The organism is Sphingobium sp. IP1 (assembly GCF_002708645.1).
Lineage (GTDB): Bacteria > Pseudomonadota > Alphaproteobacteria > Sphingomonadales > Sphingomonadaceae > Sphingobium > Sphingobium yanoikuyae.
This window is the reverse complement of sequence record NZ_NOIW01000062.1, coordinates 20875-34914: the sequence shown is the minus strand read 5'-3', so window position 1 is coordinate 34914 and position 14040 is coordinate 20875. Positions and strand designations below refer to the sequence as shown.

The following is a 14040-nucleotide window of genomic DNA, read 5'->3' as shown; positions in this document are numbered from 1 at the left end:
AAACTCCCGACGGTCGAACGGACCTGAGGGGCAACGGGCGTCGACACTGCGGCCATGAGATCGGGTGGCCACCCGATCTCATGGTGCCAGGTCATCCTCATGACCTCAGGCACAGATACAAGGGGCATCGAGACTTAGGCGCGTAGCGCGTTAGTCGCAGCGGGGTGGGCTTGGGCGACGTCCAGCCCACCCCCTACCCCCCTCCCGTTTACGGGAGGGGGAACAGGTCTGCTTCTGGTCGTCAGCCGTCAAAGCCTGACATCGTCATTGCGAGCTAGCGAAGCAATCCTCTCGCGCCGGTGGATTGCTTCGCTACGCTCGCAATGACGGGATATGGCCGCTAGTTGCCGCGCATGGTTTCGTCATGCCGGGCTTGACCCGCCATCCCGCTTTTCTTCGTCGCCCCAGAAAAGTGAGACCCCGGCTCAAGGCCGGGGTGACGGCCGCAGAAAATGGTCGTTTTCTCCCCGCAGGGCCGGGAGGAATAGAGGGCAGGCTCACCCCGCCGCCTTGGCCAGCCCTTTCGACAGTTGCAGCGCGCCGTTCAAACGGGCGGCGGGGTCGGGCCAGGCGCGGGTGACGACGACCTTGCTGTCCGGGCGCAGGCGGGCGACGCCGTCGAGGCGCTGGACATAGGCGACCAGGCCTGCGGGGTTGGGGAAGCGATCCTCGAAGAAGCTGACCAGCGCGCCCTTTGGCCCGACATCGATCTTGGCGATATTGGCCTTGAGGCAATTCTGCTTGATCTCGATGATCTTGAGCAGGTTCTGGGTCGGCGCGGGCAGCTTGCCGAAGCGGTCGATCAGCTCGGCGGCGAAGGCCTCCAGCCCCTGGCGGTCCTCCAGTTCGTTGATGCGGCGATAGAGGCCCATGCGCAGGTCGAGGTCCGGCACGAATTCTTCCGGGATCATGATCGGCGCGTCGACGCTGATCTGCGGCGAGAAGCTGTCGCGGCGCGCTTCGAGGCCGGCGCCCCCGGCCTTGGCGTCCATGATCGCGTCCTCCAGCATCGACTGGTAGAGTTCGAAGCCGACTTCCTTGATATGGCCCGACTGTTCGTCGCCGACCAGATTGCCGGCGCCGCGAATGTCGAGATCGTGGCTGGCGAGCTGGAAGCCGGCGCCGAGCGTATCGAGATCGGACAGAACCTTGAGCCGCTTTTCCGCGGTTTCGGTGATGATGCGGTTGGCGGGCGTGGTGAAATAGGCATAGGCGCGCGTCTTCGACCGGCCGACGCGGCCGCGCAGCTGATAGAGCTGGGCGAGACCGAAGCGGTCGGCGCGGTGGATGATGAGGGTGTTGGCGCTGGGGATGTCGAGGCCGGATTCGACGATGGTGGTGGAGAGCAGCACGTCATAGCGCTTGTCGTAGAAGGCGGACATGCGCTCCTCGACATCGGTGGCGCTCATCTGGCCATGGGCGACGATCGGCTTCACCTCGGGCACTTCGGTGCGCAGAAATTCCTCGACCTCGGTCAGGTCGGAGATGCGCGGCACGACGAAGAAGCTCTGGCCGCCGCGATAATGTTCGCGCAGCAGCGCCTCGCGGATGACGACGCCGTCCCAGGGCATGATGTAGGTGCGCACCGCCAGGCGATCGACCGGAGGGGTCTGGATGACCGACAATTCGCGCAGGCCCGACATCGCCATCTGGAGCGTGCGCGGGATCGGCGTGGCGGTGAGGGTCAGGACATGGACGTCGGTTTTCAGGGACTTGAGGCGTTCCTTGTGGGTGACGCCGAAGCGCTGTTCCTCGTCGACGATGACGAGACCGAGGCGCTTGAACGCCAGCCCCTTGGCGAGGAGGGCGTGGGTGCCCACGACAATGTCGATCGTGCCGTCGGCCAGGCCCGCCTTGGTCGCCTTCGCCTCCTTGTCGGGGACGAGGCGGGAGAGGCGGGCGATTTCCAGCGGGAAGCCGCGGAAGCGCTCGACGAAATTCATGTGATGCTGGCGCGCGAGCAGGGTGGTGGGGCAGATCACCACCACCTGCATGCCGGCCATGGCGGCGACAAAGGCGGCGCGGAGAGCCACTTCGGTCTTGCCGAAGCCGACATCGCCGCAGACGAGACGGTCCATCGGGCGGCCAGCGCCGAGATCCTCGATGACGTCGCCGATCGCGCGATTCTGATCGTCGGTTTCCTGATAGGGGAAGCGGTCGACGAAGGCGGGATAGCCGGCGGCGTCGGGCTCGGCGATCTCGGCCGGGCGCAGGGCGCGTTCGGCGGCGGTCTTGAGCAGTTCGCCCGCAATCTCGCGGATACGCTCCTTCATCCGCGCCTTGCGCCGCTGCCAGGCCTCGCCGCCCAGCTTGTCGAGGCTCACGCCCTCGCTGTCGGAGCCGTAGCGGGAGAGGACTTCGAGATTTTCGACCGGCACATAGAGCTTGTCGCCGCCGGCATAGGAGAGCGCGACGCAGTCATGCGCGGTCTTGCTGACCGGGATCTGCGTCAGCCCCTCATAGCGGCCGATGCCATGGTCCATATGGACGACCAGGTCGCCGGGCGAGAGGGTAGCGAGTTCGGCGAGGAAGGCGTCGGCGCTCTTCTTGCGCTTGGCGCGGCGGACCAGGCGATCGCCCAGCATATCCTGTTCGGTGAGGATGGCGACGTCGGGCGCAGTGAAGCCATGGTCGAGGCCGAGGACGGTGAGGACGGCGCTGCCGCCCGCCGCGGTGCCCAGCGCTTCCTGCCAGCTGTCGGCGGCAGCGAGGCGGGCGACGCCATGATCGGCGAGCAGGCCCGACAGGCGCTCGCGCGCGCCGGCCGAATAGCTGGCGATCACCACCTTCTTCTTCGTGCGGCGCAGGGCGTCGATATGCTTGCCGACCGCCTCATAGACATTGGCGTTCTGCGCGCGTTCGGGCGCGAAATCGCGCGGGCCGTCGACCGCGAAGTCGAGGACGGTGGCGCTTTCGGGCTCATGGAAGGGGGTGGTGGCATGCATCGGCCAGCTGGTGGCGGCGGCGTCCCACTCGGCGGCGTCGAGATAGAGAGCTTCGGGCTTCAGCGGGCGATAGGCGCCGGGATCGGTCGATTTCGCGGCGATGCGGTTGGCGTGATAGTCGCGGATCGCCTCGAACCGGGCGTCGGCCGCGCCGACCACGCCATGGTCGCGGACGATGATCGCGTCATCGCCCAGATGCTCGGTCAGCGGAACCAGCTTTTCCTCGAACAAGGGCAACCAATGTTCCATGCCGGCGAGGCGTCGGCCCTCGCTCACCGCCTGATAGAGCGGGTCGCCGGTCGCGGTCGCGCCGAAGGTTTCGCGATAGCGGCCACGGAAGCGCTTGATCGTGTCTTCGTCCAGCAGCGCCTCGGACGCGGGGAGCAAGGTGAAGCCGTCGACGCTGCCGGTGGTGCGCTGGTCGGTCGGGTCGAAGCGGCGCACCGTCTCGATCTCGTCGCCGAAGAAGTCGAGCCGCAGCGGCTGGTCCTCGCCGCCGGGGAACAGATCGACGATGCCGCCGCGAATGGCGAATTCGCCGCGATCATGGACCGTGTCGGTGCGGACATAGCCGTTGGATTGCAGCATGTCGGCGAGGCGCGTGATCGCGATCCGCTCCTTGGGCGCGAGGCGCGCGACCAGCTGGCGGACGCGGAACGGGGTGAGGGTGCGCTGGGTCAGGGCGTTGAGGGTGGTGAGGACCAGTTGCGGTCCCTTTGGCTTGGCCTGGAGCGCATGGAGGCCGGCGAGGCGGGCCGACGCGGTGCGCAGCGAGGGGCTGGCCCGGTCATAGGGCAGGCAGTCCCAGGCGGGAATTTCGATGAGCTCGATCTCTGGCGCGAAATAATGGGCGGTGTCGGCGACCGCGCGCATCAGTTGCTCGTCCGAAGCGACGAAGACGGCGCGGGTGGTTGCCGCGCGGGCGATGTCCGCCAGCAGCCAGGGCTGGAAGCCGGCCGGCACGCCGGACAGAGTGAGCGGCGCCTTCGCCTTCAGGATTTTCTGGAGATCGGTCATGTTTCTACTTCCTTCCTCCCCCTTGGGGGGAGGGGGACCGGCGAAGCCGGTGGAGGGGTGTTACGCTCTCGAGAGGTTGACACCCCTCCGTCTGGCCTGCGGCCAGCCACCTCCCCTGTCAGGGGAGGATGGCTTCAGTTCTCGATCTTGACGAAATCGAGCTTCAGGAATTGGTCCATCATCGGCCCCTTCCATTCGTCCGGCACGGCGATGGTGCCGAGCGCCCAGCCGATGATGTCGGCATCCTGTTCGTCCATGAAGCGCTCGAACCAGGCGATCTGCTCTTCGTTCCAGGTTGCATGATAGCGCTCGAAGAAACCGCCGACCGTATAATCCGCCTCGCGCGTGCCCCGGTGCCAGGCGCGGAATTTCAGGCGACGCATCAGCGGGTTGTCGTTCACAATTTGTTCCTTTAACGGACGTGCCGAAACAGCCGATCGGATATTTGAATGACCGTCCCGGCTGGAATGGGGCCTGACCATCCCCGAACTGCTCGTCATTGCGAGCGTAGCGAAGCAATCCACCGGTCGGACATGGATTACTTCGCTACGCTCGCAATGACGTTCACACAGGAACGATCACGCGTTACAGCCGTCAGATAGCCATGCGACCCGATATTCTCAATCCGCTCTTTGCCGAAATCTCTGCGCTCAAGGGCATTGGCCCGGCGCTGGCCCGTCCGCTCGAACGGCTGGGGCTGGCGCGGGCGGTCGATGTCGCCTTCCATCTGCCGGTCAATTATGTCGACCGGAAACTGATCGACGAACTGGACATGGCGGACGCCGGCAAGGTGATCGGCATCATGCTGACCCCAGTCGATTATCGCGCCAGTGGCAATGCGCGCGCGCCGTTCCGGGTGCAGGCGGTGGACGCCCATGGCAACGCCGTCTCCCTCGTCTATTTCGGCCGTAACAGCGCCTGGCCGCGCAAGCTGCTGCCGCTCAACGAACCGAAATTCGTGTCGGGCAAGCTGGAGGCCTATGGCGACAATCTCCAGATGGTCCATCCCGACTATGTGCTGCCGCCCGAGGAGGCCGACACGGTGCCGGCGCGCGAGAGCGTCTATGGCCTGTCGGAAGGGCTGACCAACAACCGGATGCGCGACCTGGTGGGGCAGGCGCTGGTCCGCGCGCCCGAACTGCCCGAATGGATCGAGCCGAGCCTGCTGGCGAGCAAGGGCTGGCCGGCCTGGCGCGCGGCGCTGGAGCGTTTCCATGCCGACCCGACCGACGCGCAGGCGCGCGAGCGGCTGGCCTATGACGAGATTTTCGCCGGGCAGTTGGCGCTGATGCTGGTGCGGCAATCGTCGCGGCGGCGACGCGGCGTGCCGATCAGCGGCGATGGGCGGCTGCGCGCGATGCTGAAGCTGCCTTTTGCGCCGACCGGTGCGCAGCGCCGCGCGATCGGCGAGATCGAGGGCGACATGGCGCAGGCGACGCCGATGCTGCGCCTGCTGCAGGGCGATGTCGGATCGGGCAAGACGCTGGTGGCGCTGATGGCGCTGCTGAACGCGGTCGAGGCCGGGATGCAGGGGGCGATGCTGGCGCCGACGGAAATATTGGCGCGGCAACATTATGAGACGCTGCGCAAGATGGCGTCGGGCCTGCCGATCGAGATCGCGATCCTGACCGGGCGTGAGAAGGGGAAGGTGCGCGAAGCGACGCTGATGGGGCTGGCCGATGGCAGCATCCATATATTGGTCGGCACCCACGCGATCTTTCAGGAGAAGGTGCAGTATAAGGCGCTGGGCCTGGCCGTGATCGACGAGCAGCATCGGTTCGGTGTGGCGCAGCGGATGATGCTGGCGAGCAAGGCCGAGCGATCCCCGCATCTGCTGGTGATGACGGCCACGCCGATCCCGCGCACGCTGACCCTGACCTATTATGGCGAGATGGACGTGTCGCGGCTGGACGAGATGCCGCCCGGCCGCCAGCCGATCCAGACGCTCGTCATGTCCGCCAACCGGCTGGACGAGGTGGTCGAGGGGCTGGCCCGCCATGTCGAGGGCGGGGGCCAGGCCTATTGGGTGTGCCCGCTGGTCGAGGAGAGCGAGACAAGTGACCAGGCGGCGGCCGAGATGCGCGCCGAGACGCTGCGCCAGCGCTTCGGCGACCGGGTGGGCCTGGTCCATGGCAAGATGAAGGGGCCGGACAAGGATGCGGCGATGGAGGCCTTTGCCGCCAACCGCACCCAGATATTGGTCGCGACCACGGTGATCGAGGTCGGCGTCGATGTGCCCAACTCAAGCCTGATCGTGATCGAAGGGGCGGAGCGCTTTGGCCTGGCCCAGTTGCACCAGTTGCGCGGCCGCGTGGGGCGCGGCGACAAGCCGTCGGTCTGCCTGCTGCTGCGCGGTAATGCGCTGGGCGAGACGTCGCGGGCGCGGCTGGCGCTGATGCGCGAGACCAATGACGGCTTCCGCATCGCCGAGGAGGATCTGAAGCTGCGCGGCGCGGGCGAAGTGCTGGGCACGCGCCAGTCGGGCGAGGCGGAACTGAAGATCGCGACGCCCGAACATGTGTCGGCATTGGTGGACGCCGCGCGCGACGACGCCCATCTGCTGATCGACCGCGACGGCGGGCTGGACAGCGAACGCGGGCAGGCAGCTCGCACCTTTCTCTATCTGTTCGAAAAGGATGCCGCGGTGGGATTGCTGCGGGGGGGGTGAGCGGCGCGGCCGTTCCCTTGACAGTATTGCTCGCATAGGACACCCCGTGGCGATGACGCCAGAACCGATCCGAAAGCTGAGCCGACGCGGCATTGCGGTCGAGATCGTAGCCTTTGTCGGCTTCGCGCTGCTGGCCAAATATGGGTTGAGCCTGATCTTCTGGCGCTATGCCGGCCCGGTGTCGCTGCTGCTGACGCTGGCCTTGCTGACGCTGTATATGCGTTTTTGCGGCCTGAACTGGTCGGCGATGGGATTGATCCCGCTGCCGGGATGGAGGGCCAAGCTGATGATCCTGCCCAAGGCGGGGGTGACGTTGCTGGCCTTTGCCATCGTCGTTGCACTGGTGACGATCGTCGGGCCGGCGATTGGACTGGCGTTCCTAGCGAAGGAATCCGCTGGCGTGGCCGATCGCTGGGGCGCGGTGGCGGGGAGCCTGCCGCATTATCTGCTGTGGATCGGCATTGTGTGGAGCGCGGCGGCCTTTGGCGAGGAGATGTTCTTTCGCGGCTATTTGATCACCCGATTGCAGGCGCTGTTTCCGGCTGGCCGTGTAGGCGCCATGCTGGCTGTCCTCCTGTCCGCACTGATCTTTGGCTATGGTCATTTCTATTATCAGGGATGGCGAGGGGCCTTCGTGACGGGCGGGATCGGGCTGGCGTTCGGAACGATGTTCCTGCTGTTTAGGCGCAATCTGTGGCCGTTGATCCTGTTGCACGGCGTCATCGACACGCTCACCTTCACCGCCATATTCATGCGATGGAAGTAGCGATCGACCGGGGCTTCATCATGTAGGGCGTGGCGACAATCTCTGCTGCACCTGCGAAACAAAATGCGGGGCGGTCGCGTTGCCTTTGGCATGACCGACATCAGCCTGACCCATATCACGCCGATGGCCGCGCTTTCGATCGCGCTATCGGTGGTCGTCGCCTTCGTCGTCCATTGGGCGCTCTACTGGATCGCGCTGCGGCTGGTGAAGCGCGCGCGGATCGAGCCTTTGTTGTTGCCCGCCATCTTCCAGCCGACGCGCTGGCTGGTGGTGCTGCTGGCGCTGGGGGCGGGGCTCAAGTCGATCGAGATGGGGCCGCGGATCGAGGATATCTGGTCGATCGGGGCGCGGATGGTGTTTGCGCTGCTTGTGGGCTGGCTGATCTTTCGCGCGATGCGGGCGGGCAAGGCGATGCTGGAGGCGCGCGCCGACATCAGCGTCGAGGATAATCTGAAGGCGCGGCGGCAGCGCACCAAGATCAGCATCCTCTATCGCATCTGCCAGTGCATCGTCGGCTTCTTCGTGATCGCAATGATGCTGATCGCCATTCCGGGCGTTCGGACGATCGGCGTGTCGCTGATGGCGTCGGCCGGCCTCGCCGCGCTGGCGGTGGGCGCGGCGGCGCAACCGGCGCTCAAGAATCTGATCGCCGGCATCCAGATGGCCTTTTCCGAGCCGATCCGGCTGGACGATGTCGTCATCATCGAAGGGGAATGGGGGCGGATCGAGGAGATCAGGCTGACCTATGTGATCGTGCGCATCTGGGACGACCGGCGCATGGTGGTGCCGGTATCCTATTTCCTGGAGAAGCCGTTCCAGAACTGGACGACGAAGACGTCGGACCTGCTGGGCACGGTTTTCCTCTATGTCGATCCGACCGCCGATATCGAGCGGATCCGCGCGCGCTTCGTCGAGGCGGTGAAGGCGAACGGGCGCTGGGACGGGCGGGTGGCGATCCTGCAGGTGACCGACCATCGTGCCGACGCGCTGGAGCTGCGCGGGCTGCTGTCGGCGCGCAATGCCGGGATCGCGTTCGATCTGCGCTGCGAGGTGCGCGAGGCGATGCTGACTTTCCTGCGGACCGATATGCCTGAGGCGCTGGTGCGCGGGCGTCAGACGCTGGAGAGGGACGAGTCCTTTACCAGGCGGTCCGGCGTGGCGGGATGAGCGCCATCATGGCGTCATAGCCGGCGGTCGGGATCGGCTCGACAAATTCGAGGCCGATGCGGCCTTCCTCGCTCCAGCGGACGAGGGCGCGACGATCCTTGAGCACCGGCAGCCAGATCAGCACCCGACCGCTCAGCGTGAGCAACTCTTCCGTGCGGCACATCAGGCCGAGCGGCGAGATGTTGATGATCCGCACGCCATGGGTGCGGCCGTCCGCTGTGATATGGCTGACCATGTCGACCAGGTCACGCGCCACCCGCCGCTGATCGACAGACGGGTCGCGCGACCGCATGACATGGCCGAGATTGGCGAAAACCGAGGAGGACATGGGTTTCAGCCTAGCGGGCGGAAAGTGGAGGCTTTCCTACCTGGTAGCGTTAACTGGGCTGAAACCCTGTTTGTCCTCAGGCGGTGACCAGGCCGTGTTTCTTGGCGCCGAAGCTGAGCTTGTCGCCGGCCTTGAGCGTGATTGCGGGGTCGGTGACGACTTCGCCATTCACCCTGATCGCGCCCTCGGCCAGCTTGCGGCGGACTTCCTTGTTGGAGGTCGCAAAGCCAAGGCCGGTGGTCGCCTGGATGACGGTCAGGCCCTCGGCGCCCAGCGCGACGGTCGGCAGATTGGCGTCCGACGCGCCTTCCTCGAAGGTCTTGCGCGCGGTTTCGGCGGCCAGAGCCGCGGCTTCGATGCCACGGCAGAGCGCGGTTGCCTCGTTCGCCAGGATCTTCTTGGCCTCGTTGATCTCCGCACCCTGCAGTGCGGCGAGACGGTTGACCTCGTCCATCGGCAGGTCGGTGAACAGGCGCAGCCGGTTGAACACATCGGCGTCGGCGGTGTTGCGCCAGAACTGCCAATAATCATAGTCGGACAGCTGGTCCTGGTTCAGCCAGACGGCGCCGCCCACGGTCTTGCCCATCTTGGTGCCGTCGGCATTGGTGAGCAGTGGCGTGGTGAGGCCGAACACCTGCGTGCCATCGACGCGGCGGGCCAGTTCGACGCCGTTGACGATATTGCCCCACTGGTCCGATCCGCCCATCTGCAGGCGGCAATCGCTGCGACGCGACAGCTCCAGGAAGTCATAGGCCTGGAGGATCATGTAGTTGAATTCGAGGAAGCTCAGCGACTGCTCACGGTCTAGGCGCAGCTTGACGCTGTCGAAGCTCAGCATCCGGTTGACCGAGAAATGCTGGCCGATGTCGCGCAGGAAGGGGATATATTCGAGCTTGTCGAGCCAGTCGGCATTGTCGACCATGATCGCGTCGGTCGGACCGTCGCCAAAGGTCAGGAAGCGTTCGAACACGCGCTTGATGCTGGCGACATTTTCCTGGATCAGGTCGACGGTCAGCAGCTTGCGCGCTTCATCCTTGAAGCTGGGATCGCCGATCTTGCCGGTGCCGCCGCCCATCAGGACGATCGGCTTGTGACCCGCCTTCTGCAGCTGGCGCAGCATCATGATCGACACGAGATGGCCGACATGGAGCGACGGCGCAGTCGGGTCGAAGCCGATATAGCCCGGCACCACCTGTTTGGCGGCCATGGCATCAAGCCCTTCCGCGTCGGTCAGCTGGTGGATGTAGCCGCGTGCTTCGAGCAGGCGGAGGAGATCGGACTGATAGTTGCTCATGACGCGCGCCTGTAGCATTGGGGCAGCAAGTGGAAAAGAGGCGGAGTTTTCGATCATGTTGGCAATCGGTCTGATGTCCGGCACCTCGCGCGACGGGATCGACGCCGCGCTGATCGAGACGGACGGCGAGGGGCAGGCCGAGGCAATCATTTTCCACGCCCAGCCCTACAGCGATGATTTTCGCGAACGGCTGGCCGCCGCCTGCGCGCGGGCAATGGCGATGGACGCGCCGGGCGAGGATCCGCTGATCCGCGCGGTGGAGATGGACCTTACCAATTTCCATATCGATGCGATCGCCGACATGCTGGGCCGCAGCGGCCATGTGGCGGAGGATATCGCGGTGATCGGCTTTCATGGTCATACCGTTGCCCACCGGCCCGAGCGGCGCTGGACCTGGCAGATTGGAGACGGGGCGGTGCTGGCTGGCGCGTTCGGCATTCCCGTGGTCGCCGACCTGCGTAGTGCCGATGTGCGCGCGGGCGGGCAGGGGGCGCCGCTGATGCCGGTCTATCATCGGGCATTGTCCGATGGTCTGGCCAAGCCGGTCGGCATCCTCAATCTGGGCGGGGTGGCAAACATCACCGCGATCGGATCGGACGGTAGCCTGATCGCCTTCGACACCGGCATGGCGAGCGGCCTGATCGACAACTGGATGCAGGCGCATGGCGACGCCGCCTATGATGCGGGCGGCGCGACCGCCGCGCGGGGCCAGGTGGACGAGGCGCGGCTGGCGGCGATGATGGCCGATCCCTGGTTCGCGGCGCCGCCGCCCAAGAGCATCGACCGTGAAGCCTTCACCATTGCGCCGGTCGAGGGGCTGTCGCTGGCGGACGGGGCGGCGACGCTGACCGCCTTTTCCGCGCAGGCGGTGGCACGCGGTGTCGGCCATCTGCCCGAACGGCCGGCGCGCATCTATGTGGCGGGCGGCGGCCGTCATAATGCCACGCTGATGGCGATGCTGGCGACGCGCACCGGCGCCGATGTCCGCTCGGTCGACGAACTGGGCTGGGATGGCGACGCGCTGGAGGCGCAGGGCTTTGCCTATATGGCGGTGCGGCACCTCAATGGCCTGCCGATCAGCTTTCCCGGCACCACCGGCGCGCCTGAACCGATGACCGGCGGCGTGCTGTTCCAGCCCTGAAAAGGGGGATGGGGCGGCCGGGCGCCGCCCCTGATCCTTATTGGCGCAGGCGCTCGATCGCCTGGGCAAGGGCGACATAGAGTTTGCCCATGTCGGACGAGAGGATGGCGACGCCCAGGGCATTGCCGTCACGCGCCGACAGGATGATCCGCAGCATCGCCTCGAAATCGTGGATGTAGCGGTTCACATGCTCGCGGAAATCGGCGTCATTGTCGTAATGGAGCGCGATTTCGCGGGATTCGCCGGCGTCGAGCAGCTTGACCGCACGGCGGGTGAAGACGCCGCGATCGCCCTTGAGATAGGCCGACCAGTTGGTGTCGGTCACATCGTTGGACAGGATCTTGGCGACGTCGATCGCGGTGCTGTTGAGCGATTCGATCAGCAGGGCGGAGCGGCGCGAGAAATGGTCGCGATCGCGTTCCTCGGCGGCGCGGCCGGCTTCCTCGATCCGCTGTTCCAGCCCGGCGCTGGTATCGGCGATCGTCATCAACTGGCGGGTCAGCCGATCCGAGGCATTGTGCGCGGCGCGCACGGCCTCTTCCGCGACATCGGCCAGCTTCTCGATCTGGGCCGAAACCTGATCGCCGACCGCCTGCTGCATCGCCTGCTCGCTGGCTTCGGCCAGGTTCTGTACCGCGTCGGGGATGGCGCGGCCGAGCGCCTGACGGGCGCGCTCGGCGGCCTGTTCGGCGGTGTCCTTGACGCGCAGCAGCGCAGTGATGAGCAGCGGGCCGGCACCTTCGGTGATGCGGGTCGTGTCCTCATGCGCGGCGTCGAGCGCAGTGCGCAGCTTTTCCACCAGTTCGCGGTTGGATTCGATGCCGCTCTGGGTGCTTTCGAGCCATTCGGAGAGACGGCGACCCTGGCCGCGCAGCATCTCCTCGGCTTCCTGGGTGCGGCCGACCAGCGCCTCCGAAATGGCTTCCAGCCGTTCCAGTTCGGGCGTCGCGGCACCCAGCATGGCGCGGCTGGTTTCCAGTCGGGCGTCGAAGCGGGCGAGCGCACCGGGATAGGTTTCGTCCAGTTCCCGGACGCTGGAGTCGAGCGCAACCATCAGCGTTTCGGCATTGCCGATCAGCTTTTCGGCAGTGGTGCTGCCGTCATGCAGCGCGGTGTCGATCCGGCGGGTTTCCTCGGTCAGGCGGGTCAGCGCGTCGGTCAGCTTCTGGCTGCGGGCGAGGGCATTATCCTCCAGCGCGGCAAAGCGAGCCTCGGCCTGGTCGATCGTCTGGTTGAGCGTGCCGTGCAACCCGGCCATCAGGCTGCGCTGTCCTTCGACCAGATCGTTGATCTGGTGCAGGCGGCTTTCGACCTCGCCAATATCGTCGGCAAGGCCGGCGACGGTGTCGGTGCCGATCGCGGCGATGCTGTCGCGCGAACGGGTGATGAGGCTGTCGAGCGCGCCGGCCTGATCGCGCAGCCCGGCATCGGTCAGGGCGAGCGTTTCACGGGCCTGAAGCAGGGTGGCGTCGAGCCGCTGGCGCAGATCGTCCTCGATCGAGCCAAGATCCTGGCCCAGCGCTGCGAGCGCATTCTGGCTGGTGGCGGTGATGCTGGCCTGGGCACGGGCGACCAGCGCCTCCAGCGTGGCGCGCTGGGTCGAAAGCCCTTCCTGCGCGCGCTCCATCGTGTCGCGCACCTGATCCATCGAGGTTTCGAGGCGACCGCGTAGCGATGCCTCGACCAGGTCGAGATCCTGGGTGAGGGCGCGAACGGCACCATCGCTGGTTTCGCCGAGCGATACAGCGACGCGATTGACCAGCGCCTCCAGCGCGGCGGATTGCGCATCGATATCCCGTTGGGTCAGGACCATGGCGGCGCGCGCGCTCTGCGCCGATGTCTCGATCCGCCCGGCGGCGATGTCGGCCAGGCCGTTCACCTCGTCGGTGGCGCTGCGGGTGGTTTCCTGCAACTGGCCTAGCTGGCTCGACAGGCTCTTGGTCGCGGACAGGGTGCGGGTGCGGGTGTCGTCGGACAGTTCGCCCAGCGCATGGAGGCGCGCTTCGAGCGTGTCGATCCGTTCGGCGAGCGCGTGACCATTGTCCATGATCTGCGCGGCCATGCGCACGGATCGTTCTTCGAGCTGCGGCATGGCGGCGATCAGGGCGTCCATCCGTGCGACCAGGGCGGTGCCGGCCCGCTCGGCGCTTTCGGCGCGTTCGGCGGTGGTCTGGGCGCGGCCGGCGATCAGTTCGGCCGATGCCTCCATATTGCTGCTGGCGGCGGCGCCATAGCTGTCGAGCAGTTCGGCCTGATCCTGCATCGTCTGGCGCGCGGATTCGAGCCGGTCGGCGATCCGGCCGAGGCGCAGTTCGAGCAGTTCGGCCTCGGTCCGCAGCGCGTGGGCGGTATCGAGATAGCGGCGCGATTCGGCGCGGCTGTTGCGCACGATCAGGAGATAGGCGATGCCGAGCAGGCTGATCGGCACCAGCAGCGTGGCGACGAGTGCGGGCCAGGCGGCCGGGCCGGCCCGCCACTGATCCGACACGATCGTCGCCCAGAGCGCGAAGCCAAGCCAGAGTAGCGCCAGCAGGCTGAGCCCGATCCGGGCGTTGCGCACCAGCTTTTCGCCTGCCCCCTGCGCGTCGTCAGGGGCATCTTCAATGTCCAGTACGGCCTGCTTCAATAGCAGGATGTCATCCGCGGCCGGCGCGTTGCCGGTCGCGTTTCCCTCGTCTCGCCAGAATTCGACGATTGTGCTGCCCCCATTCATG

General features: G+C 66.3%; 9 protein-coding genes. 4 read left to right on the top strand and 5 right to left on the bottom strand.

The features are described from left to right. Positions 1-497: 497 nt before the first annotated feature. On the bottom strand, positions 498-3962 hold the full coding sequence (gene mfd / locus CG471_RS19300; RefSeq protein WP_099233116.1) for a transcription-repair coupling factor: 3465 nt from the start codon (positions 3960-3962) through the stop codon (positions 498-500). Between the two features lie 134 nt (positions 3963-4096). Beyond that, the gene (locus tag CG471_RS19295) at positions 4097-4363 is read right to left on the bottom strand and encodes a succinate dehydrogenase assembly factor 2 (protein ID WP_099233114.1); all 267 of its coding nucleotides are present in this window, start codon (positions 4361-4363) and stop codon (positions 4097-4099) included. Positions 4364-4566: 203 nt separating this feature from the next. On the opposite strand from CG471_RS19295, the gene recG reads away from it, so the two are divergent. From recG to CG471_RS19280, 3 genes are all read left to right on the top strand, one after another. Then, positions 4567-6630 (top strand): ATP-dependent DNA helicase RecG, encoded by a 2064-nt coding sequence (gene recG, locus CG471_RS19290; protein WP_099233112.1) that lies wholly within the window; start codon positions 4567-4569, stop codon positions 6628-6630. 52 nt (positions 6631-6682) lie between these two features. Then, positions 6683-7396, top strand: coding sequence for a CPBP family intramembrane glutamic endopeptidase (locus CG471_RS19285; protein WP_099233110.1), 714 nt, complete (start codon positions 6683-6685; stop codon positions 7394-7396). 90 nt (positions 7397-7486) lie between these two features. Next, positions 7487-8563: a mechanosensitive ion channel family protein gene (locus CG471_RS19280; RefSeq protein ID WP_257211607.1), complete on the top strand. Its 1077-nt coding sequence runs from the start codon at positions 7487-7489 to the stop codon at positions 8561-8563. Here CG471_RS19280 and CG471_RS19275 read toward each other — a convergent pair. Further along, positions 8535-8891, bottom strand: a complete 357-nt coding sequence (locus tag CG471_RS19275) for a PilZ domain-containing protein (protein WP_004207490.1) — start codon at positions 8889-8891, stop codon at positions 8535-8537. The genes CG471_RS19280 and CG471_RS19275 overlap by 29 nt on opposite strands. A gap of 76 nt (positions 8892-8967) precedes the next feature. Then, on the bottom strand, positions 8968-10185 hold the full coding sequence (gene tyrS, locus CG471_RS19270; protein ID WP_099233124.1) for a tyrosine--tRNA ligase: 1218 nt from the start codon (positions 10183-10185) through the stop codon (positions 8968-8970). 55 nt (positions 10186-10240) lie between these two features. On the opposite strand from tyrS, the gene CG471_RS19265 reads away from it, so the two are divergent. Further along, positions 10241-11326, top strand: a complete 1086-nt coding sequence (locus CG471_RS19265) for an anhydro-N-acetylmuramic acid kinase (protein WP_099233106.1) — start codon at positions 10241-10243, stop codon at positions 11324-11326. Between the two features lie 37 nt (positions 11327-11363). On the opposite strand, the gene CG471_RS19260 is transcribed toward CG471_RS19265, so the two are convergent. Then, positions 11364-14039 carry a hypothetical protein gene (locus CG471_RS19260; RefSeq protein WP_099233104.1) on the bottom strand — a complete coding sequence of 892 codons (2676 nt, stop codon included), beginning with the start codon at positions 14037-14039 and terminating at the stop codon, positions 11364-11366. Between the last annotated feature and the right edge of the window lies 1 nt (position 14040).